Here is a 20,809-nt window from a genome sequence, read left to right on the forward strand (position 1 = left end):
GCGGAATCCGGAGACGGAGAAGAAGCGAGACGAAAACGACGAATTCTACTCGTCGGAGAGCCGGCCGGGCGTCCACTCGCCGTCGAACTCCTCGTGGGTGAACGGTTTCGCGTCCTCGCCGGCGTAGGTGGCCACGAGCTGGCCGTCGCCCTCGAGGTGGTACTTGTAGGTCGTCAGTCCCTCGAGGCCGACGGGGCCGCGGGCGTGGATCTTGCCCGTGCTGATGCCGACCTCGGCACCGAGGCCGTACCGGTAGCCGTCGGCAAAGCGGGTCGAGGCGTTGTGGAAGACGCTCGCCGAATCGAGGCTGCGCATGAAGGTGCTCGCACGGTCGGCGTCGTCGGTCACGATCGACTCGGTGTGTTTGGAGCTGTGGACCGTGATGTGGTCGATCGCGGTCTCGAGCGAGTCAACGACCTTGATCGAGACGATCAAATCGCCGTATTCGGTGTCCCAGTCGTCGTCGGTCGCCACCTCGACGTCGACGATCTCGCGAGTTGCCTCGTCGCCGCGCATCTCGACGCCGGCGGTCTCGTAGCGGTCGGCGATAGCCGGCAGGAACTCGTCGGCGACGTCTTCGTGGACCAGCAGCGTCTCGACGGCGTTACAGACGGCGGGATACTGGACCTTGGCGTCGTAGGCGATGTCCTCAGCCATCGACAGGTCGGCCTCGTCGTCGACGTAGACGTGGCAGATTCCCTCCGTGTGGCCGAGCACCGGGATGCTCGTGTTGTCCTGGATGTAGCTGACGAACCCGGAGCTGCCGCGGGGCATCAGCAGGTCGATCGCGTCGTCCATCTCGAGCAAGGCGGTGACGTCCTCGCGGGCCTCGATGTGCTGGGCCCAGCCGTCGGGGATGCCCGCCTCGGCAGCGGCCTCCTCGATGATCTCGAAGAGGATGCGATTCGAATGCAGCGCCTCGCTGCCGCCTTTCAGGATGACGGCGTTTCCGGATTTCAGGCCGAGCGCAGCGATCTGGACGAGCGCGTCGGGCCGGGACTCGAAGACGGTCCCCACGACGCCGATCGGCACGGCGACCTTGTAGAGCTCGAGATCGTCGTCGAGTTCGCGTGCAGAGAGCGTCTTGCCAAGCGGGTCGTCCTGTCCGGCGACGCTGCGGACCATCTCGGCGATGTCCTCGATCTTGGATTCGGAGAGTTTGAGCCGGTCGACGAGCGCCTGCGTGTACTCGCCCTCTTCGAGCAGCCGCTCGCCTTCTTCGACGTCTTTCTCGTTTTCCGTGAGGATCGCGTCGGTTCGGGCCTCGAGCGCGTCGGCGATCTCGTGGAGGGCCGCGCTGCGGTCCTCGTCGGAGCGTTTCGCAAGCTCTAGGGCCGCGGTCTGTGCCTCCTCGACGTCGCGTTCGATATCGGTCTCAGTCATCGCTCACACCGTTGATGGGGATGAATATGGTTCCCACGGGTTTGGCAGTAGCGATCTTCTCGAGGACATCGGGCTCGGTGGATTTCGCGATGACCGCCGGGGTGCCGTGTTCGCTGACATCGCGTGCGCCCTCGACTTTGGTCTGGATGCCGCCGAACCCCTCAGAGGTGGTCTCGGAAATGATCTCCTGGACCTGGTCGTAGTTGGCCCCGACGGCCTCGATCCGTTCGGCGTCGTCGTCGCGTTTCGGGTTGCCGGTGTAGACGCCGCCGACGTCGGTCAGCGTGACCAGCAGGTCGGCGTCGACGCCGATCGCTGCCGCCGACGAGAGCATGTCGTTGTCGCCGATTCGGATCTCCTCGGTGGCGACCGCGTCGTTCTCGTTGATGATCGGGACAACACCCCAGTCCAACAGCGTCTCGATCGTGTTCCGGAGGTTCGTAAAGCGCTCAGGATTCTCGAGGTCGTGCTGGGTCAACAGGAGCTGGGCGACCTTCCGGTCGTAGCGGGCGAAGCTCTCGGTGTAGCGGTGCATGAGGTGGCTCTGGCCGACAGTCGACAGCGCCTGTGTTTCCTCGACGGTCCCGCTCGATTGCTCGATCCGGCCCGTGCCGGCACCGACCGCACCAGAGGAGACGAGGATGACCTGTTTGTCCCGCGAGAGGAGGTCTTCGAGATCGTCGACGAGTTTGTCGAGTTTCTCGTCGTCGAGGTTCGACTCGTCGTCGGTTAGGGAGTTCGTTCCGGCCTTGACGATCACGCGGTCGGCGTCGGCTGCGAGCTGTCGGGCTTCGTCGACGGCCGCGTCCTCGAGTCCCTTACTCATCGGTGACCTCTCCGGCGAGTTCCGCAGAGCGGTCTTCGGCCGCTTTGACTGCCGCAGCGACGTCTTCGTTGGCGTTGCTGTCCCAGAGGATTTCCATCCCTTCGATGGTCGTTCCGTTGGGCGAGCAAACGGCGTCGATCAGATCGTCGAGGTCCTCGTCCGAACGGAGGACCGTCTCGGCAGCGCCCTTGAACGTCTGGGCGGCCAGCGTCTCGGCGTCGTCTGGCTCGAGGCCGCCCTCGACGCCTGCCTCCTTCATCGCCTGGATGAGATAGAAGACGAAGGCAGGGCCGCTTCCGTTGACGGCAGTCGCGATGTCCATCTTGCGTTCCTCGATCTCGGCGAACTCGCCGACGTCGTCGAGCAGTTCCAGGACCTCGTCGGGGACGTCGTCGCCGGTGACCGCCGCAGCCATGTCCCCGGTTTCGGCCGCGAGGTTCGGCATGATCCGGACGACGTTCGCGTCGGTTCGTGCGTCGACGTAGTCGGTGGAGACGCCCGCAGCGATAGAGACCAGTGTCTGGGCGGGCGAGAGATCGAGATCGTCCAGGACCGCGCCGACGATATCCGGTTTCACGGCGACGACGACGACATCAGCTTCGGCCGCCTCGGAAACGTCCGTCGTGGTGTGATCGACGTAGTCGGCGACCGCCTCGAGTGCGTCGGGATCGAGGTCACACGCGGTCACCGTGTGATTCCCCGACCGATGGAGCCCCTTGATCAGGGCGCTCCCCATGTTGCCACAACCGATAACGCTCGTCTGTACCATCTTACCCTAGCCCAGGAACCGAGGCGGACATACCAACTTTGGTTTCGCTCTGCCGGCGGCGCGGGTTAGACGAGGCCGAGAATTACGGTCGCGATCCCGTCGACGATCGTCTCCCAGATCGAGAACCCAGTCAGGATCTGCAACACCGTATCGAGCCCGAAGAAGAGAAACAGCGCCGCGCCAGCGAAGTGGGCCAGTCGAGCATCGAAGCGGTGTGAGAAACGGTGGAAGAAGTACGCGTTAATTGCACTCACGGGGATGATCGCGAGCATCTCGCCGGCCCAGATCGCGGGATTGGCACCGTATTTGACTGCGAGTCCGATCGTGACGAGCTGGGTCTTGTCACCGAATTCCCCAACGGCCATCAGGGCGAAGATCGGAACGAACCCGCGGAGATACGGCGGGATATCGTACCCGAAAATCGAGATATCCATTACGTCGCCCATCACCGTCCCGCCGTTGGTCGCGACTGACTGAGCGCTCGTCTCGGGTGCCGACCTGATGAGCAACACCGCAAAGAGCAGGAACAGCCCTGCCGTGATCGCATCGAGGTAGATCGGCGGCAGTGTGCCCCTGATCGCCGCACCGAAGAGAATCTCGAGGGCCGTCCACCCGGCGAAGGCGCTCCCTGCAGCGGCGACGACGATCCGCGGGTCGTACTGTGTCGAGAGGCCTGCGATGATGAACTGCACCTTCTCGCCAGGTAGCACCGACAACTGGAGGACGAACGCGACGACGAGAATCTCGAGCCAGCCGGTCATGGCTCGAGCGCAGCGAGAGCGCGCAGTCGTTCACATCGTCGGACGGACCGAGCGACCGCTGTTCGATCGCTCGAGTGATCGAGCAACCGCAACGACGGATAGGCAATAATCTCGCTGATGCCGCCAACCATGGTATGGATTAGCCTCGTCTAATGTATACGGTTTACGGAGCAAAATCTGGCGGGATCGATCGACGCGCGCTCACAGGGGCGGCGACCAAACTCGATACCGGTGGTCACTCCATCGGTGAGACGTCGGTGACCGTGCCGACGCCCTTGCTGCGGCCCTCACGGAAGACGAACTTCTGGCCCTCTTCAACGAGATACGGCCGGAACTTGAACTCGACGGTGGTCATGCCCGTATCGCCGGGCAGGAGGCGGCCGTTCTCCGGGTGGAAGACGGCGGCCTCGCCGATCGTCTCGAGGTGGACCACTGGTTCGTAGCCCTCGCCGATGCGGGTGGGATGGTTGAGCACCATGACCTCGGCTTCGAACTCTCGAACCGGGTCGGGGTCGGCATCCCGAGGCAACAGGACCATACCGCGCTCGATGGCGCTTTCTTTAATCCCTTTCAGCGCGATGCCGACGATCCGGCCTGCCTGTGCTTGATCGACCCGGTGGTAGTGCATCTCGATCGAGCGGACCTCGACCTCCTGGAAGCGGCCATCGGGCATGGGACCGATCAGGAGTTCGTCGCCAGCCTCGACCTCACCGGCCATCACGGTGCCCGAGGCGACCGCGCCGACGCCGGTCACCGAGTAACTGCGGTCGACGTACATCCGGAACTCGCCGGTATCTTGGGATGTCTTGGGAAGTCGGTCGAACAGTTCGTCCAGCGTCTCGAGGCCGTCCATCGTGATCGCGCTGGTCTCGACGATGGGGACGACGCGTTCGCTGATTTCCTCGACGGCGGCGTCGACGCCGTGACGGCTGACCCGCAGCGGCGACTTATCGACATCGCGGAGGAGTCGTTCGACCTTGCGTTCGACCTCCTCGACGCGTTCGGCATCGACGGCGTCGGTTTTCGTGATCGCGACGATCGTCGGGAGCTCGGTTGCGAGCAACACACCGAGGTGTTCACGCGTCGTCCGCGTCGGGCCATCGTCGGCGGCGACGACCAGCAGGCCGTAGTCGAGTTTTTGGCCGACGAGTCCGCGGATCGTCGTTCGGAGCCACGGTTCGTGGCCGACGGTGTCGACGAACGAGACGAGTCGGTCTGCCTCCTGGACGACTTCGGCGCGGTCTGCCTTGCGATTCGGATTTCGAACTCTGACCGGTCCTTCCTCGTCGAAGCCGTAGACCGCGTAGGACAGATCGGCCGAGAGGCCGCGTTCGACCTCGTGAGGTTGGACGTCGAGGAACGCTCGCGTCGCTCCGTCGCCGTCGTCAGCTTTGCCCGTCACGAGCGAGCCCACGAGCGTACTCTTCCCGTGGTCGACGTGGCCCGCCGTCCCCACGACGACGTGTTCGTCGTCGGTCTCGAGGACGCCACCCTCCCGTACCTGTGCGACGCCGACCAGTCCGTCAGCGATGCCCCACGTCTGGACGTCCTCGATGTGTGCATCCGCTTCCTCGGCCAGCAGGGAGAGGACGTCCATCGTCTCGGAGAAGGTGTCGGGATCGATGCCGGCGAGGCCGCCGTCGTCGGTGACGCCGACGACGTACGTCGCTTCGCCATCACCGGACAGCAGGCGGTGTCGAAGCTGTGCAGCTAGACTCTCGCGTCGTCCACCCTCGAGGTGGACGTCTCGTGACAGTCGTTCCTTGAATTCGACGTTGCCACCGTCCTGTTCGCCACGGTCCAGGGCTCGCTCGAGGAGAGCCCGGTCACGGCTCATGTGCCCCGTTAGAGTCCCACACAGCAAAAGGCTTCCCGTGGATTGCCACAGTCTGACACAGTAGGGCTCCCGAGCGGGGAGTCGACATTGCGTGTGTTCCGGGCGCGCTTTCAAGCCCCTCGAGCGTGTACCCCACGCTATGAGCGTCAGCGGTCTCTGTCAGATCTGCGAATCGCGCCCCGCCCAGCAGCGATGTCCAAACTGCGGCACGCTCGCCTGCGACGTTCACTACGACGACGAACTGGGGCTGTGTGCCGACTGCGCCGCGCAGGCTCAGCCGGGACAGCGAGACGACGTTGATATCAACCGGTTTTGAGCGTCGACCGAGCCGACCGGCTCGGTGGAAAACGCGAAGAGCGGCGATCTAGCTATCGCGGTACTGATTGAGCCGCTTCTTGAGCCGCTTTGCGGCCTGACCGCTGGCACTGGCGAAGTCCTCGCCGTCATCCTCTCCCGCAAAGATGATCCCGCGCGAGGAGTTGACGAGCCCGACGCCGTCTGCCAGCCCGTACTCGACGGCTGCCTCAGCATCGCCACCCTGTGCGCCGATGCCGGGGACGAGGAAGGGGAGATCTGGAACCTGCTCGCGGAGGTCTTCGAGTTCTTCGGGCTGGGTCGCACCGACGACGAGTCCGACGTTGTCGTTTTCGTCCCAGAGGTCTGCCAGCGCCGCGACGCGCTCGTAGACGGGCTCGCCCGTCTCGAGTTCGAGGTCCTGAATGTCGGCACCGCCCGGGTTCGACGTCCGGCAGAGGACGAAGACGCCGGACTCCTCGTCGGCCAGGAACGGCTGCAGCGAGTCCCGGCCCATGTAGGGATTGACGGTGATCGCGTCGACTTTCTCGAGCATCTGGGCGTACTGCCGGGTCGTGTTCCCGATGTCGGCTCGCTTGGCGTCCAGCAGGACGGGCACATCCTTGCCGTGGGCGTAGGCGATGGTCTCCTCGAGTGCGCGCCAGCCGTCGGGATCTTCGTAGAAGGCCGCGTTGGGTTTGTAGACGGCGGCGTGTTCGTGAGTCGCATCGATGATGCGTCGGTTGAACGCCCATCGGGGGAGGTCGTACTCGTTGAGGTGGTCGGGGATGCGCGACGGGTCGGGATCGAGGCCGACGGAGACGACGCTGTCGACCATTCGGATACGGTCGTGCAAGCGGTCGAAGAAGTTCATGCCGGAACTGGCCTCGGGACGGTCGAAAAGGTTGCTATCCACGGGCCAGTCGATCGGCTCGCGCCGACGCTGCGACGCAGCCACAATGCGAGTGAGACTAGGTCCGTCAGGTCTGCATCCAAATATCTTTGACAGTAACTACTTCATTCGTGTTCTAGTTGCCTACGGTATGGGAATCCGACGGAACGCGACGACGATCACACGCCGTCTTCACGACCAGATCCGATCGGCACTGTTGAACAAACGAGATACAACGGAGACCGAGACACCTCGAGACGGCGGCGAAACGGGAACCAACGTCTCGACGTCAGCTGGGAACCTCTTTCACTGCTCGCGGTGTCGCATCGTCTATATCGCCGCGGAAAAACGCAGGTGTTCGCAGTGTGATGGCGATGTCGAAGAAGTGCGATCGACGCTGGCCTGTCGAGGGCCGTGACACGTCTGCTCGATCAGACCACGTGTTCTCGCTCGACTCATACGGACTCCTGTCAGTCAGGTCCGGCCCGCCCGCGACCCGCACTGCGGGTGCACCGGGACATTGTGACAGCAGACCGTATCAGGCCTCAAGAATTTCGATCAGGTTCCCCTCGGGGTCCCGCAGGAACATGATCGTGGTCCCGCTCTCTGTTGTCCGGGGTTCACTAATCGTCGGCACGTCGTCGGGAAGTGACGCAGCGAACGACTCGAGGTCGTCGACCGAGAGGCCGACGTGTTTCGCACCCGGCTGATTGAGCCCCGCCGCCGGCGAACTCCGCGCCTCGGGGTCGTATTCGACGAGTTCGATCCGGACGCCGTCGGCCTCGAGGTGGGCGAAGTCGGCGCTTGCACCCTCAACCCCGACCGCGTCGGAAAACGCCTCGCCGCCGACGCTGAACCGAGTTGCAACTGGGAGGTCGAGCACGTCCCGGTAGAACGCGAGTGTCTCCTCGAGATCGGTGACAGTGATACCGACGTGGTGTGCGCTGAGTTCGGTCATCCGTCGTGAATCGACGCTGCACCGACGAAAAACGTTCGTCTGCGCGACGACGCCGTGTGTTCTCTGTGGTTCGAGCGCCGGCCGCGGACGTTTTGAGGTCAGTTCGCAAACAGATCGTCCATGAGGTCGGGAAAGATCTTGTCGGCGAAGTGGGTCGCGAGAACGACGACGATCGGACCGAGAAACAGGCCATACCAGCCGAACGCGAGCGTTCCGAGGAAGTATCCCAGCAGGACCAACCCCATGTGGATCCCACTGCGGGCGGACAGGAGCGACCGGGCGAAGAAGTCGGGGACGGTATCGACGACGACGAACGTAAGGATCAAAAACGCGATCGGGTGCCAAAGCGGCGTCGGTGTCGTCACCGCGAGCCCCAGCAAGAGCAGGCCGTACGGGACGTAGACGATCTTCATTCCGACGGCCGGGATCAGCGTCCCGATCCCGATAAGCAGGGAAAGCAACACTGGTGTTCCAACGACGGGCCCGCCCGAGGCGAGGAAGTTGAGACCGTAGTACGTGGCGACGGCGACGATCGCCGCCACCAGGATGACTGCGAGGTTACCGACGAAGACCGTCTCGAGGTCGTCATCGACATCGTTTGCGTAGTCGACGATCCGCTGCTCGTGGTCGATGCTGTCGTAGAACCACTGCCGTAATCGGTGATCGTCTCGCAGGAGATAAAAGAGGATCGTGAGCATGAGGAAGAGCCGGGCGAGGACCGAAAAGACGAAGCCGGCGATCGACGCCACCTGCTGGACGGCACTCGGGAGGCCCTGGCGGAGTACCTCCGTAATCGAGCTACCAGTGCCAGACCTGAACGACTCGAGCAGTTGCTCGATGTTTCCCTGATGGGCTAATCGAAGGTACGGCTGGAAGCGCGCCCGATACGCCTCGAGGTTGCTCGCGGCGAGAAACTGATCGAGTTCCCTGAGCGCAACGATGCCTGCATAGCCGATGATGGCCACCATCGGGATGATGACGAACAGGATCGTAATCGTTGTCGTCACGTTCGGGTGGTCGATGTAGCGGTCGAGCCAGCGGTAGAGTGGCCGCGTTGCGTAGTAGACGAAGATCGCAAAGAGTAGTGTCCCGACGTACCGGAAGAGGGCAAGTCCGATCAGCGCCGCGATGATCAGCCCCAGTATGGTCCAGACGAGGCGCTTGCCGTCACGGCCGCGAAAAACACCCATGCTCAATTTCACGGGATTGGGTAGCAAAAGTGCCCGTCTTGAACACCAATGCGGTGTGCTCGCTCCGAGACTGTCACGTCAGATTGACGGTCACGCTGGCGTCCAGTATCGAGACTGCCGCCACTCATCCGTCTGCTTCGATCGGATTCGAGAAGGTCACGACCACGGTTTTGTACTGTGCCACCGTCGACCACATCATGGCACGAACTGCCGTCATCGCCGGCGTCGGTCCCGGACTCGGCGCATCGATCGCCAAAAAATTCGTCACCGAAGGGTGTCAGGTCGGGCTGTTCGCCCGGTCGGCGGACTTCCTCGAGGAACTCGCAGCAGACCTCGGTGACGACGCGCTCGCCGTCCCGACCGATATCACCGATCCCGAAGCCGTCGAAGCGGGGTTTCGCGAGGTTCGCGACGCGTTCGGCCCCGTCGACGTGCTCGTCAATAACGCGAGTGGCGGCACCTGGAAGGGACTCCAGGACATCTCGCCGGACGAGTTCGAACAAACGTTGCGCGTCTCAGCACAGGGAGGGTTGTTGTGCTCACAGGAGGCCGTCGATGACATGCTCGCCGACGATGGTGGAACGATCATCTTCACCGGCGCAACCTCGGCGGTTCGCGGTCGCGGCGGCGCGCTCGGCTTCAGCGCGGCCAAGTTCGCCGCCCGTGGGATGGCCGAATCGATGGCCCGCGAGCTCGGTCCCGAGGGGATCCACGTCGCCCATGTCGTGATCGACGGCCAGATCGAGCCCCCGCAGCGTCGTGAGACACAGCCGGATCGGGATAGGGCCGAGTTCCTCGATCCGGACGCGATCGCCGACTCGTACTGGCAGCTGGTCACGCAAGATCGGTCGGCGTGGACGCTCGAGCTCGATCTCCGGCCACACGTCGAGGAGTTCTGACCACCACGAAGTGTCCGTCTCCGATGGGAAAGACCGCTCGAACTGATCCGAACGAGCCAGTGTCTCTCGCTGGAACCAGCGGTTCGTTTATTCTCCACGGGGTTGATGGACCGATATGACGCGCATCGCGCTGATCGCCCACGATCGGAAGAAGCCGGACCTCATCGAGTTTGCACAGACCCACGAGTCACAACTTCGGGAGTACGACCTGATCGCGACGGGAACGACGGGAAAGCGGCTGCGCGAGGAGACCGACCTCGGGGTCGAGCGCATGGAGTCCGGCCCCCACGGCGGCGACCTGATGATCGGCGCCGAAGTCGCAGCGGGGGACCTCGATGGCGTCGTCTTCCTTCGCGATCCGTTGCGAGCCCAGCCCCACGAGCCGGATATCTCGGCGCTGTTGCGGATCTGTGACGTGCGAGATACGGCACTGGCGACGAATCTCGCCTCCGCGACGTTTCTCATCGAGGGATTGGCCGAGTAGCGACTGACTGACCTCCAGGAAAGGCCACGTCCGACAGAGTGAACGGGTCATGCCATTTATTGGCGCGCGGTCCACTCGTTGTTGTATGACCATCTACGAGAGCGACCTCCCCGGTGTCGGGAAGAAATTCGAGGTCGAACTCGAGGACGACTCCCGGCTCGTCATCGTGACCCACAACACGGGGAAACGAGAGGTGTTCCTGAAACCGAACGCGGACGCCGACGGTGACAAGCTGTTCGAAGTCTCGGATCGGCTCGCCCGAAAGATCGGTACGATTCTGGAGGGGGCATACTTCCAGCCAGTCGAGGCCGAGGCAGTCGAGACGATGCTCTCCGACGAGACCTACCTCGAGTGGTACACCGTCACGGCGTCGGCTGAGATCGCCGGTCAGAGCCTCGCCGAAGCGAACATCCGCGATCGAACAGGCGTCTCGATCGTCGCCATCCAGCGCGGTGACGAGCTGGTCTCACCGCCGACGCCGGAGACGGTCCTCGAGACCGGTGACACGGTAGTCGTCATCGGCGACAGCGAGGACTGTGCCCGGTTCGAAGACCTGCTCGGCGACGGACTCGAGGAGTGATCTGAACGAATGTCTCCGTTCGAGGTGACCGCGAGTGGCAACTGAGACGGCACTCGTCGACGTGGGAATACTCTTTGCCGCGGTCGCACTCGCTGGCGTCGTCGCGAATCGAATCAATCAGTCCGTCATTCCATTGTACATTATCACCGGAATGGTACTGGGACCGAACGTCCTCGGCGAACTCTCTGACCTCGCCGGCAGCGAGGTTGCCGTCGGCGGCGTCGATCTTCTAGCAACACTCGGCGGGGTCGCACTCGGCGATACGGACTTCGTCGTCGTCGGCGCGGAACTCGGGATCGTCCTCCTGTTGTTCTTTCTGGGACTGGAGTTTAATCTGGAACGGCTGCTCGCGAGCAAGGATCGGATCGGCAAGGCGGGGACGGTAGATCTCGCTCTCAACTTCGGGATCGGACTACTGTTCGGCTATTTGGTCTTCGGCGATGTCCTTGCGGCCGTCCTGTTCGCCGGCGTCGTCTACATCTCCTCGAGCGCCATCATCACGAAGTCGCTGCTCGACCTGGGGTGGATCGCAAACGCCGAGTCCGAACCGATGCTAGGGACGCTCGTCTACGAGGACCTGTTTATCGCCGTCTACCTGGCAATCGTCTCCGCGCTCGTCCTCGGCGGGGGCGACCTCGGTGCGGCGGCGGGCCAGATCGGGATCGCGATCGCCGTCATCCTCGCGTTGCTCGCGCTCGTCACGTACGGGACCGACTTCTTCCAGCGCTTTCTCGATGCCGACACCAACGAGTTCGTCGTCGTCCGGGCGCTGGGCGTTACGATCCTCGTTGCCGGCATCGCGCTCGCGCTGGGCGTCAGCGAGGCCGTCGCTGCCTTCTTCGTCGGCATGGCTTTCTCCGGGACCGATCACGTCCACGACCTCGAACGGTTGCTTGAGCCCCTCCGGGACGCCTTCGCGGCGATCTTTTTCTTCTGGATCGGGCTCGTCACCGATCCGGGGCTGTTTACGCTCTCGGTCGTCGCGATTATCGTCGCCGCCGTGATCGTGACGACGCCGCCGAAGCTCGTCAGTGGCTACCTCGGCGGGCGGATCTACGACCTCGACGACCGCCGCTCGCTGCGCGTCGGGTTCGGCATGGCCACGCGCGGCGAGTTCTCGCTAATCATCGCGAGCGTCGCGCTCACCGGCGCTGGCAGCGGACTGCCAACCGAGACGGCGGAGACGATCTACGCCGTCGCCGTCGGCTACGTCCTCGTCATGAGCGTCCTCGGGACGTCGCTCATGCAGCACTCGAGCCGACTCGAACCCGTCTTTGTCTCCGCACTCGAGCGGGGACGCAGCCGGACTAGCCGAACGAGCGACGACTGACGTCGACCCGGCAGAACGGAAAGCTTCAACGGGCTCGAGCCCCCTCTCATGGCTATGCCACAGGCGGTCGTCTTCGATCTCGATTACACGCTCGCTGTTCCCCAGCGCGATCGGGCGACCATCCTCGAAGAGGCCACGACCATTACCGGTGCGCCGTCGCTATCGCGCGAGGCATATCTCGCGGCCCATCGACGGAACCTCACCACTGAGACGCGCGAACCGATCTTTGCCGACCTGCTCGAGGGCACCGACAGCGACGCCGACCCGGCCGCCGTCGCGACAGCATACCGCAAGACGATCGCCGACGCCCTCGAGCCGCTGCCGGGCGTCGAAGCCATGCTCGCCGACCTGCGCGGTGACTATCAGGTCGGACTCCTGACGAACGGCCCCGTCCGCGCCCAGCGAGACAAGATCGAGACACTGGGCTGGGAGGGGGCCTTCGACGCTGCGCTCGTCACCGGCGAACTCGAGGCTGGGAAACCTGATCCCCGTGCATTCGAGGCGATCACCGACGAACTGAACGTTGCGCCCGCCGAGGCAGTCTACATTGGCGACGAAATCGAGGCTGACATCCGGGGCGCGACCGAGGCTGGGCTGGCCGCAGTGCAGGTACTGCTCGAGGACGGCCCTGAACCGGACCCACGTGCTGTTGCGCATGTCGAACAGCGCGAGATTGCAACGGCGATTCCGGACCTCGTCGCGAGCCTCGAGTGAGATATGATCTCTGATTGAGCGTGGCGCTGACGCAGCTTTCGCTGTTGATATAGGGGTAGCGTACTGATTTGGGGCGACCATGCAATCCTGATTGGTCGACTTGATCGGTCGCTGAACATGTCGGCACTATCCTATGCAGTGGTCGAGTATTAGATTCAGAAAACCCCACACAGCTCCTGTAAACGCAGTTGCTCTGTGGGGGTGAAAGTATCGAGTATGAGTGGAGGCGGCGAAACGAGTTTCCCAGAGGGTCGCCCACTCCAGTACTCACCGTAACGCAGGCGGGCTTATCTTCCGTGTTCGGGATGGGTACGGGAGGAACCCCGCCGCTGTGGCCGCCGTAACGCCGACCAGCGGAATCGAACCGCCGTCATTCCAATATCGGTGGTGTGTCCAAGACCGTAGTATACGTGTAGTCCAGTTTGCGTCCGGACCCGTTCGCGCGTCACGGATCCAATGCGATTGTAGTATGAGTGTGTGGCTTGGCCGGTTAGTGCTCGCGGACTCAACACCTCGTTGCCTTGGTGCGTACATCCCGAGTCTATCGATCTCGTCTTCTACGAGTGGCCTCGGTGGTATCTCTTTTTCAGGTGGGTTTCGAGCTTAGATGCGTTCAGCTCTTACCCCGTGGTGCGTCGCTGCCCGGCACGTGCCCTTTCGGACAGCCGGTACACGAGTGGCACCCATTCGTAGTTCCTCTCGTACTATACGAACGTTCCCGTCAGATACCGTAACACCCCCAATAGATAGCAGCCGACCTGTCTCACGACGGTCTAAACCCAGCTCACGACCTCCTTTAATAGGCGAACAACCTCACCCTTGCCCGCTTCTGCACGGGCAGGATGGAGGGAACCGACATCGAGGTAGCAAGCCACCCGGTCGATATGTGCTCTTGCGGGTGACGACTCTGTTATCCCTAAGGTAGCTTTTCTGTCAGCAATTGGCCGCATCAAGCAGCCTAATTGGTTCGCTAGACCACGCTTTCGCGTCAGCGTCCGTCGTTGTGCCGGACACTGTCAGACTTCCGTATGCTCTTGCGCTCTTCCCCGCGTCTCTGACACGGGTGAGGAAATCTTGGGGCGCGCCCGATATCTTTTCAGGCGCGTACCGCCCCAGTCAAACTGCCCGGCTACCAGTGTCCTCCGCCAGGAGTGAGAGTCGCAGTCACCATCGGGTAGTATTTCAATGCTGGCTCGGTGGCCCGCTAGCGCGGGTACCTGTGTAACGCCTCCTACCTATGCTGCACAATGGCGACCACGTCTCAGTGACAGCCTGCAGTAAAGCTCTATAGGGTCTTCGCTTCCCCTTGGGGGTCTCCAGACTCCGCACTGGAACGTACAGTTCACCGGGCCCAACGTTGGGACAGTGGCGCTCTCGTTGATCCATTCATGCAAGCCGCTACTGAAGCGGCAAGGTACTACGCTACCTTAAGAGGGTCATAGTTACCCCCGCCGTTAACAGGTCCTTCGTCCCCTTGTACGGGGTGTTCAGATACCTGCACTGGGCAGGATTCAGTGACCGTACGAGTCCTTGCGGATTTGCGGTCACCTATGTTGTTACTAGACAGTCGGAGCGCCCGAGTCACTGCGACCTGCCCCATTGCGGGGCAGGCATCCCTTATTGCGAACGTACGGGACTAACTTGCCGAATTCCCTAACGTCGGTTGCTCCCGACAGACCTTGGCTTTCGCCGCCACGAGTACCTGTGTCGGATCTCGGTACGGACAGTGTGCTTGCCTTTTCACGGGCTCTAGGTTGACCTGACTTGCGCTATCCTGCCATTCGGTCGCTTCGTGCCATTACGGCTTCCACGAACTTCGACAGTTCGACCGGGCGAAAGCCCGGCTCAGGCGGCCCCAAAGCGTCGGCTTTGAGTGCACACTGGCATAGGAATATTAACCTATTTCCCTGTTGTCAGCTTCGACTTACGGGCTGACTTAGGACCGGCTAACCCTCAGCTGATCAGCATTGCTGAGGAACCCTTACTCGTTCGGCCGTCGGGGTTCTAACCCGACTAACGCTGCTACTATGACCAGGATTTTCGTTACTGAACGGTCCACACGAAATCTCTTCCGTGCTTCCACCCGAACAGAACGCCAACCTACGGGATCGTGTTGTGACACACGCCGCTAGGTCTCGGTGGTGGATTTGAGCCCCGATCATTTTGGGCGCCTCAAACCTCGGCCGGTAAGCTGTTACGCTTTTCTTAGAGGGTAGCTGCTTCTAAGCTCACCTCCCGGCTGTCTAGGGCTTGAGACCACCTTCGATCGCACTTAATCCACACTTGGGGACCTTAACCCAGCTCTGGGTTGTCTCCCTCACGGTACACAGGCTTACCCCGTGCACCGGACTCCCTGCGTCGAACGGCGTTCGTAGGTTCGGAGTTGGACAGGGGGGCGCACTCCTCTCGGAGTGCGGTCCCCCAATCCGTCGCTCTACCCCACGAACTACCTCGGCAGAGGTGATGCTTCGACATCTTTCGGTTGGAACCAGCTGTTTCCGGACTCGATGGGCCTTTCACCCCTAGACGTAGATCACGAGAGGGTATTGTAGGACACCAACTCTAACAGGCCTCCACGTGCCTTTCGGCACGCTTCACCTTGTCCACGCCTAGATCGTCCGGTTTCGGGTCGTGCCCGTTTGACTCCCCGCGCTTGAACACGGTGGTCCTGGTGCAAAGCACTGCGACCATATCGGTTTCCCTGCGCCTTCCCCGATGATCGGGTTAGACTCGTCAAACAGGCACACTCCCTGGTTCGTTTTTCAAAACGTACGACAGAACACCGGCTTCCCAAACTGCTTACTACAGGTTCGCACCTGATTCATTATGTCCGGGACCTTGTGTGCCCTGTCGCTCCATCGCCAACTGATTTCACGCCCTATTGCACCTCCCTTCGTGGGGTGCTTTTCAGCGTTCGCTCACGCTACTTGTTCGCTATCGGTCTTGAGGAGTGTTTAGTCTTCGCGGTCGATGCCCGCGATCTTCACGAGGGATATCCAACCCCCGATACTCTGGAGCTGACTCGTTCCGTACTTGTCGACAATACGGGACTGTCACCCTGTTTCGTGCTCTGTTCCAAGAGACTTCGTGTCGACGTTCGGGAAGTGATCGTCAGTCCGAACACCACATTGCCTGACGGCTTCGGTTTGGACTGTATCGCGTTCATTCGCCATTACTAACGACATCGCGTTTGCTTTCTTTTCCTGTCGATACTAAGATGTTTCAATTCTCGACGTTCCCCATTGCGCGAAGCAATTGCGGTGGGGATTCCCATTCGGAAATCCTGAGTTCTTCGCCTCCGTGCGGCTCCCTCAGGCTTATCGCAGCTTGGCACGTCCTTCTTCAGCTCTCAAGCCGAGCGATCCACCAGCTGGCACAGTAGCCACGTTCATCGGATCGGCGTTGCGACAAAGTCGCAACATCGTGACCCGGGAACGGGTCCAGTGGACGCCTGGACTACACGTACACACGGTCTCATCTGCACGCCAGTAGACAGCTGGCCTGCATTAACCCTTCCCAGCCACACTTGCGCGGGCTGGTGCATCGGTTCGGTCGTACTCAATCGAAGTTCCGTCTCCCACTTAAGGGCACGGTTTCGTCGATCGAGTACGAAGCATGGACCCACAGGGATTCGAACCCTGGGCATCCTCCTTGCAAAGGAGGCACTCTCCCACTGAGCTATGGGCCCACGTCCACCCACAATCGGGTGGACAGAGATTGTGTTAGCCTTGGTAGTTCTAAGGTGCCCGATCGGCCACTCGGTGGTCGATCGAACGTGCGGAAAACCGCTAAGGTGGGCCAGGCGCGACGGCCTGGTCCCGGTCTGTGGAGGTGATCCAGCCGCAGATTCCCCTACGGCTACCTTGTTACGACTTAAGCCCCCTTGCGGAGCCCAGATTCGACCTCGGAATCGAGGCCTCATCCGGACCCCACTCGGGTGCTTTGACGGGCGGTGTGTGCAAGGAGCAGGGACGTATTCACCGCGCCCTTCTGAGGCGCGATTACTACCGAATCCAGCTTCATGAGGGCGAGTTTCAGCCCTCAATCCGAACTACGACCACGTTTCGGAGATTAGCGCCCCCTTTCGGGGTTGCATCCCACTGTCGTGGCCATTGTAGCCCGCGTGTCGCCCAGCACATTCGGGGCATACTGACCTACCGTTGCCCGTTCCTTCCTCCAGTTTGGCACTGGCAGTCCTCCTAATGTACCCAACCACCACAAGGGTGTTGCTGGCAATTAGGAGTGCGGGTCTCGCTCGTTGCCTGACTTAACAGGACGCCTCACGGTACGAGCTGACGGCGGCCATGCACCTCCTCTCAATGGCTCCAGTAAGGTCATCAACCTGACGTTCACTGCACATTGTCGATGCTGGTGAGATGTCCGGCGTTGAGTCCAATTAAACCGCAGGCTCCTCCGGTTGTAGTGCTCCCCCGCCAATTCCTTTAAGTTTCATCCTTGCGGACGTACTTCCCAGGCGGTCTGCTTCACGGCTTCCCTACGGCACACCACAGGCTCGTAGCCTGTGGCATACCTAGCAGACATCGTTTACAGCTCGGACTACCCGGGTATCTAATCCGGTTCGTGACCCGAGCTTTCGTCCCTCACCGTCGGATCCGTCTTTCCAGAGCGCTTTCGCCACCGGTGGTCCGTCCAGGATTACGGGATTTCACTCCTACCCCGGACGTACCCTCTGGATCTTCCGGTCCCAAGCCATACAGTTTCCACCGGACGCCCGCGCGTTGAGCGCGCGGATTTCCCGATAGACTTGCGTGGCCAGCTACGGACGCTTTAGGCCCAATAAGAGCGGTCATCACTCGTGCTGCCGGTATTACCGCGGCGGCTGGCACCGGTCTTGCCCAGCACTTATTCGTGTACCTCCTTACGGTACACAAAAGCGAGGACTATATGCCCTCGCACCTGGAGTCCCCTTATCGCACTTTCGTGCAGTGTAAAGGTTTCGCGCCTGCTGCGCCCCGTAGGGCCCGGTATCTTGTCTCAGATACCGTCTCCGGGCTCTTGCTCTCACAACCCGTACCGATTATGGGCACGGTGGGCCGTTACCCCACCGTCTACCTAATCGGCCGCAGCCACATCCTATGGCGCCGGGGCGTTTCTGACTCTCGCCACTTCCAGGCTGAGAGTCGTATTCCGGATTAGCCTCAGTTTCCCGAGGTTGTCCGGATCCATAGGGTAGTTTGGCCACGTGTTACTGAGCTATCTGCTACGAGTCTAAACTCGTACAACTAGCATGGCTAAATCGGACTCCAATAGCAATGACCTCCGGCAGGATCAACCGGAATGTAATGCTCTTCCCCAGCGAAGCTGGGGGAGTTGGCGGTGAATGTAAATACACTCACACATGGGTCCACACGTTCGCTGACGCAGATCGAACGACCGATCGGGCGTCACCGAACTACCAAGGCTAACATCAGATCCCATCTGTACGGCGGACCGCAGGGGTGGAATCCTCATTTTCGTCGGACGTATTCGTAGGCCATCAGGGGTACATAACCCCTTCGGACCTGAATCGTCCGAGCCGACGGCGCGTGTCATTCACGCCGCCTGCTTCTTCGTATATAATCACAATCGCTGACCGCTACTTAAGGCCTACGAACCGAGACTTCAAAGAGAGTGAGTACCACGCGTACTGTAACAAAAGTATGATCAGCTCGAGGCCAGTTATGCTTAGAAACTCAATATTTCCGTGTCCTCGAGAGATCCGACTGCTCCCACAGCAGACATCGTGGGTCCTGCTAGATATGGACCAGCACCCGGTACGGCCGGGCATCCCACGTGGAGAGGTCCTCCGGTCAGGGGTTCGGGCCGAGCCAATACGGTCTCTGACCGAGACAGCGGTGTTGGTGGGCTTGCCTCGGACTTGCCATCCAATTTTTGGACAAGATTCGAATCACGCTTCCGGGCTTCATTCACGCTGAAGCGCTGGGGTTTCGCCCTGCTCCCACTGTAATTACGTGTCTTCGTCCTCGAGCCGACGGCTCACGGCCTGTATCACGTCCGTGGCACGCTTAACGTCCGCGCCGCTCTCGACGAAGACGAGCGTGCGCGGCGGTGTCGTCGCCTTCGGTCGCACCCGGAGGTCAGCGTCCGACGCAGTCTCGGCTGCGATGTCTTGTGCTGTTTCGAACTCGAGGTGTGCCCGGTCGTCGTGGACGAGTACGCGCGCGAGGCGGTCGTCGCCGCGGGTGACGTCGTAGGCGCGCGCGCCGTCGGCCGTCGGCTCGACATCGCGGTCGGCATTTGTCACGGCAACGGCTGCGAGGCCGCCATCCTCGCGGCCGTCGAGTTCGCTCGAGAGCAGTTCGGCGATTCGTCTCCCATCGGTGATCCGATCCTCGACCATACGCGTGGCTCAGGCCGTCGGGACTAACTGTCTTCGGTGTCGCGGACGGCCGTACGGGCGATCGGAACGAGGTCGTCGACCGCGAACCCCTCGCGGCGGGCGTAGACGACCGCCGCAGCCTCGATCGTGAGGCCGAGCTCCCCCTGCAGGGAGTTGATCGCGCCGACAGCCTCGTGTTTTTCCATCCCCTCGGCGACCAGCGAGTCGAGAACGCGTTCGAACGCCGACCGCTCCTGGAGGAGATCCTCATCGGGCGTGAACTCCTCGGGCACCGTCACCTCGGCAGGATCGAAGGTCACGTCGAGGCCGGCGTCGGTTCGCTCGAGCAGCCCTTCTTTGGTGGCGACGTCGATCAATCGCTTCGATTGGTCGGGAGAAAACCAGTCCCGGTCGAGCGAGAGTGCGACGACGAACTCGTTTTCCTTGAGGCGACGCGTGCCGTGCTGGATGAACGGGGCGGCGACCGCGACGCGGAGACTCATCGGGGAGGAGTTGCTCGAGCGGTGAGAAAACGATGACGGTTCGGGCCGGCCCTCGTCGCCGAATACGGCTGCTATCGGGTGCTCAGTCCGAGGCACGACCGCCGCCGGTGCCGTTGCGGTCGGCTCGAGACGGTGGCGGGAACTCGGCAGGAGCCGTCGGCTCGGGCGTCTCGGGGAGGACACACCGGTCGGCGTTCCGGTTGACGTGTCGGTACTGCTCCGGTGCGTTTGCAAGGGAGTGGGCAGGGTTTTGATCGCTGTCGATTCGAGCGGCTCGAACCTCGTCGAACCCACAGAGGCGGGCCTGAATGCCCCGCCAGTGATACCGGGTCGCGGCTGGGACGGAGATCGGGCGGGGAGATTTCCCGTCGGGGTGTTGGGCCGCGAGGATGGCGTTGTTGACGTTGCTGGCGAGCGCGTCGTGGTCGATGAGGACGCCGACGGCGGCGTCCTGTGGCGCTCGCGCGGCGAGCACGTCGAGCCCGAGGTGCAGTGCCCGATACTCGGCGACGTTGTTGTCCGGCGGCGTGTCCGTCGTCGCGACGCGTGCGACGCGGGTGCCGTCGCGCGTTTCGATAACGGCGCCCAGCCCACCGCCCGACTCCCGGAAGGACCCGTCGGTAGCGACGTAGAAATCACGGTGGTGGGTCCGCGGGGGATGGGCGATGTGAGGTGTGGGCGACTCGTCGAACAGGTCCCGCAGTGCGGACCGGCCGTGAGCGGCCATACAAACGAGTATGTCGGTCCGCCACTTAGTTATGTCGTCCGAGATAACACATGACACAGTACGTCTCGGGAGACCTCTAGTCGACTCCGGAGTGAGCTCTCGTACCAAACGGTTCACAACCGATCGCAGGGCCGTCGGCGATCGGATGTGTAGTGGCTGTCAGTAGTGACCACAGTCATACAGACCCCCAGCATGAACAGTCGTTTGTACTAACTATGTTGGCATCACTGGCTCCGACAGGCGCCAAAACAGCCACGTTCGACGGATACCGAATTCGATCGATGAGGTCGGTCGATCGGGACCCAATCTGTGTTGGCAGCAG

18 protein-coding genes, 1 tRNA gene and 3 rRNA genes are annotated in these 20,809 nt (G+C 62.0%); 7 read left to right on the forward strand and 15 right to left on the reverse strand.

Annotation, left to right across the window (positions count from 1 at the left end; genetic code table 11):
• Positions 1–45 precede the first annotated feature (45 nt).
• From E2L06_RS12760 to E2L06_RS12780, 5 genes are all read right to left on the reverse strand, one after another.
• Complete coding sequence (locus E2L06_RS12760) at positions 46–1,383, reverse strand: glutamate-5-semialdehyde dehydrogenase (RefSeq protein ID WP_138781994.1); 1,338 nt, start codon at positions 1,381–1,383, stop codon at positions 46–48.
• A complete protein-coding gene (gene proB / locus E2L06_RS12765) occupies positions 1,376–2,209 on the reverse strand; it encodes a glutamate 5-kinase (protein ID WP_138781995.1) in 834 nt (277 codons plus the stop codon). The genes E2L06_RS12760 and proB overlap by 8 nt, the downstream gene beginning before the upstream one ends.
• Positions 2,202–2,978, reverse strand: coding sequence for a pyrroline-5-carboxylate reductase (gene proC / locus E2L06_RS12770; protein ID WP_138781997.1), 777 nt, complete (start codon positions 2,976–2,978; stop codon positions 2,202–2,204). Before proC ends, proB begins: the two co-directional genes overlap by 8 nt.
• Before the next feature lie 65 nt (positions 2,979–3,043).
• A complete protein-coding gene (locus tag E2L06_RS12775) occupies positions 3,044–3,739 on the reverse strand; it encodes a TMEM165/GDT1 family protein (RefSeq protein ID WP_138781999.1) in 696 nt (231 codons plus the stop codon).
• Between the two features lie 235 nt (positions 3,740–3,974).
• On the reverse strand, positions 3,975–5,576 hold the full coding sequence (locus E2L06_RS12780; protein WP_138782001.1) for a GTPBP1 family GTP-binding protein: 1,602 nt from the start codon (positions 5,574–5,576) through the stop codon (positions 3,975–3,977).
• A gap of 139 nt (positions 5,577–5,715) precedes the next feature.
• On the opposite strand from E2L06_RS12780, the gene E2L06_RS21935 reads away from it, so the two are divergent.
• On the forward strand, positions 5,716–5,892 hold the full coding sequence (locus tag E2L06_RS21935; RefSeq protein WP_171052365.1) for a hypothetical protein: 177 nt from the start codon (positions 5,716–5,718) through the stop codon (positions 5,890–5,892).
• A 48-nt stretch (positions 5,893–5,940) separates the two neighbouring features.
• On the opposite strand, the gene pyrF is transcribed toward E2L06_RS21935, so the two are convergent.
• Entirely contained in the window at positions 5,941–6,744 is an 804-nt protein-coding gene (pyrF, locus tag E2L06_RS12785; protein ID WP_138782003.1) for an orotidine-5'-phosphate decarboxylase, read from the reverse strand.
• 169 nt (positions 6,745–6,913) lie between these two features.
• Between pyrF and E2L06_RS12790 the strand changes: the two genes are divergently transcribed.
• Positions 6,914–7,180 (forward strand): hypothetical protein, encoded by a 267-nt coding sequence (locus tag E2L06_RS12790; protein ID WP_138782005.1) that lies wholly within the window; start codon positions 6,914–6,916, stop codon positions 7,178–7,180.
• 120 nt (positions 7,181–7,300) lie between these two features.
• Here the strand turns inward: E2L06_RS12790 and E2L06_RS12795 are convergent, their stop codons facing one another.
• Both E2L06_RS12795 and E2L06_RS12800 read right to left on the reverse strand, forming a co-directional pair.
• The gene (locus E2L06_RS12795) at positions 7,301–7,720 is read right to left on the reverse strand and encodes a VOC family protein (protein ID WP_138782006.1); all 420 of its coding nucleotides are present in this window, start codon (positions 7,718–7,720) and stop codon (positions 7,301–7,303) included.
• A 98-nt stretch (positions 7,721–7,818) separates the two neighbouring features.
• Positions 7,819–8,910 carry an AI-2E family transporter gene (locus E2L06_RS12800; protein ID WP_138782008.1) on the reverse strand — a complete coding sequence of 364 codons (1,092 nt, stop codon included), beginning with the start codon at positions 8,908–8,910 and terminating at the stop codon, positions 7,819–7,821.
• Positions 8,911–9,107: 197 nt separating this feature from the next.
• On the opposite strand from E2L06_RS12800, the gene E2L06_RS12805 reads away from it, so the two are divergent.
• From E2L06_RS12805 to E2L06_RS12825, 5 genes are all read left to right on the forward strand, one after another.
• Entirely contained in the window at positions 9,108–9,809 is a 702-nt protein-coding gene (locus E2L06_RS12805; protein ID WP_138782010.1) for an SDR family NAD(P)-dependent oxidoreductase, read from the forward strand.
• Positions 9,810–9,924: 115 nt separating this feature from the next.
• Positions 9,925–10,293 carry a methylglyoxal synthase gene (locus E2L06_RS12810; protein WP_138782012.1) on the forward strand — a complete coding sequence of 123 codons (369 nt, stop codon included), beginning with the start codon at positions 9,925–9,927 and terminating at the stop codon, positions 10,291–10,293.
• Between the two features lie 85 nt (positions 10,294–10,378).
• Complete coding sequence (locus E2L06_RS12815; protein ID WP_138782013.1) at positions 10,379–10,873, forward strand: cation:proton antiporter regulatory subunit; 495 nt, start codon at positions 10,379–10,381, stop codon at positions 10,871–10,873.
• 34 nt (positions 10,874–10,907) lie between these two features.
• Positions 10,908–12,203, forward strand: coding sequence for a cation:proton antiporter (locus E2L06_RS12820; RefSeq protein WP_138782014.1), 1,296 nt, complete (start codon positions 10,908–10,910; stop codon positions 12,201–12,203).
• 54 nt (positions 12,204–12,257) lie between these two features.
• The gene (locus E2L06_RS12825) at positions 12,258–12,917 is read left to right on the forward strand and encodes an HAD family hydrolase (RefSeq protein WP_138782015.1); all 660 of its coding nucleotides are present in this window, start codon (positions 12,258–12,260) and stop codon (positions 12,915–12,917) included.
• Positions 12,918–13,138: 221 nt separating this feature from the next.
• On the opposite strand, the gene rrf is transcribed toward E2L06_RS12825, so the two are convergent.
• The 7 genes from rrf to E2L06_RS12860 form a co-directional block, all read right to left on the reverse strand.
• Positions 13,139–13,260, reverse strand: a 5S ribosomal RNA gene (rrf, locus tag E2L06_RS12830).
• 129 nt (positions 13,261–13,389) lie between these two features.
• Positions 13,390–16,308 (reverse strand): 23S ribosomal RNA (locus tag E2L06_RS12835).
• Positions 16,309–16,533: 225 nt separating this feature from the next.
• Positions 16,534–16,605: transfer RNA gene (locus tag E2L06_RS12840), tRNA-Ala, on the reverse strand.
• A gap of 138 nt (positions 16,606–16,743) precedes the next feature.
• Positions 16,744–18,217: ribosomal RNA gene (locus tag E2L06_RS12845) — 16S ribosomal RNA — on the reverse strand.
• Together the 16S, 23S and 5S rRNA genes with 1 tRNA gene alongside form the textbook arrangement of a ribosomal RNA operon.
• Before the next feature lie 668 nt (positions 18,218–18,885).
• On the reverse strand, positions 18,886–19,278 hold the full coding sequence (locus E2L06_RS12850) for a hypothetical protein (protein WP_138782016.1): 393 nt from the start codon (positions 19,276–19,278) through the stop codon (positions 18,886–18,888).
• A 23-nt stretch (positions 19,279–19,301) separates the two neighbouring features.
• A complete protein-coding gene (locus E2L06_RS12855) occupies positions 19,302–19,760 on the reverse strand; it encodes a DUF2240 family protein (RefSeq protein ID WP_138782017.1) in 459 nt (152 codons plus the stop codon).
• An 82-nt stretch (positions 19,761–19,842) separates the two neighbouring features.
• Positions 19,843–20,487, reverse strand: a complete 645-nt coding sequence (locus tag E2L06_RS12860; protein WP_138782018.1) for a ribonuclease H — start codon at positions 20,485–20,487, stop codon at positions 19,843–19,845.
• Between the last annotated feature and the right edge of the window lie 322 nt (positions 20,488–20,809).

Source organism: Haloterrigena sp. H1 (assembly GCF_005938085.1).
Taxonomy (GTDB): domain Archaea; phylum Halobacteriota; class Halobacteria; order Halobacteriales; family Natrialbaceae; genus Natrinema.

Bases quoted from the DNA above. Each gene is read 5' to 3' on its own strand.
- E2L06_RS12855 (WP_138782017.1), bottom strand. From the start codon at position 19,760: ATGAGTCTCCGCGTCGCGGTCGCCGCCCCGTTCATCCAGCACGGCACG.
- E2L06_RS12825 (WP_138782015.1), top strand. From the start codon at position 12,258: ATGCCACAGGCGGTCGTCTTCGATCTCGATTACACGCTCGCTGTTCCC.
- E2L06_RS12810 (WP_138782012.1), top strand. From the start codon at position 9,925: ATGACGCGCATCGCGCTGATCGCCCACGATCGGAAGAAGCCGGACCTC.
- E2L06_RS12800 (WP_138782008.1), bottom strand. From the start codon at position 8,910: ATGGGTGTTTTTCGCGGCCGTGACGGCAAGCGCCTCGTCTGGACCATA.
- proC (WP_138781997.1), bottom strand. From the start codon at position 2,978: ATGGTACAGACGAGCGTTATCGGTTGTGGCAACATGGGGAGCGCCCTG.
- pyrF (WP_138782003.1), bottom strand. From the start codon at position 6,744: ATGAACTTCTTCGACCGCTTGCACGACCGTATCCGAATGGTCGACAGC.
- E2L06_RS12805 (WP_138782010.1), top strand. From the start codon at position 9,108: ATGGCACGAACTGCCGTCATCGCCGGCGTCGGTCCCGGACTCGGCGCA.
- E2L06_RS12780 (WP_138782001.1), bottom strand. From the start codon at position 5,576: ATGAGCCGTGACCGGGCTCTCCTCGAGCGAGCCCTGGACCGTGGCGAA.
- E2L06_RS12795 (WP_138782006.1), bottom strand. From the start codon at position 7,720: ATGACCGAACTCAGCGCACACCACGTCGGTATCACTGTCACCGATCTC.
- E2L06_RS12850 (WP_138782016.1), bottom strand. From the start codon at position 19,278: ATGGTCGAGGATCGGATCACCGATGGGAGACGAATCGCCGAACTGCTC.
- E2L06_RS21935 (WP_171052365.1), top strand. From the start codon at position 5,716: ATGAGCGTCAGCGGTCTCTGTCAGATCTGCGAATCGCGCCCCGCCCAG.
- E2L06_RS12790 (WP_138782005.1), top strand. From the start codon at position 6,914: ATGGGAATCCGACGGAACGCGACGACGATCACACGCCGTCTTCACGAC.
- E2L06_RS12775 (WP_138781999.1), bottom strand. From the start codon at position 3,739: ATGACCGGCTGGCTCGAGATTCTCGTCGTCGCGTTCGTCCTCCAGTTG.
- proB (WP_138781995.1), bottom strand. From the start codon at position 2,209: ATGAGTAAGGGACTCGAGGACGCGGCCGTCGACGAAGCCCGACAGCTC.
- E2L06_RS12815 (WP_138782013.1), top strand. From the start codon at position 10,379: ATGACCATCTACGAGAGCGACCTCCCCGGTGTCGGGAAGAAATTCGAG.
- E2L06_RS12860 (WP_138782018.1), bottom strand. From the start codon at position 20,487: ATGGCCGCTCACGGCCGGTCCGCACTGCGGGACCTGTTCGACGAGTCG.
- E2L06_RS12760 (WP_138781994.1), bottom strand. From the start codon at position 1,383: ATGACTGAGACCGATATCGAACGCGACGTCGAGGAGGCACAGACCGCG.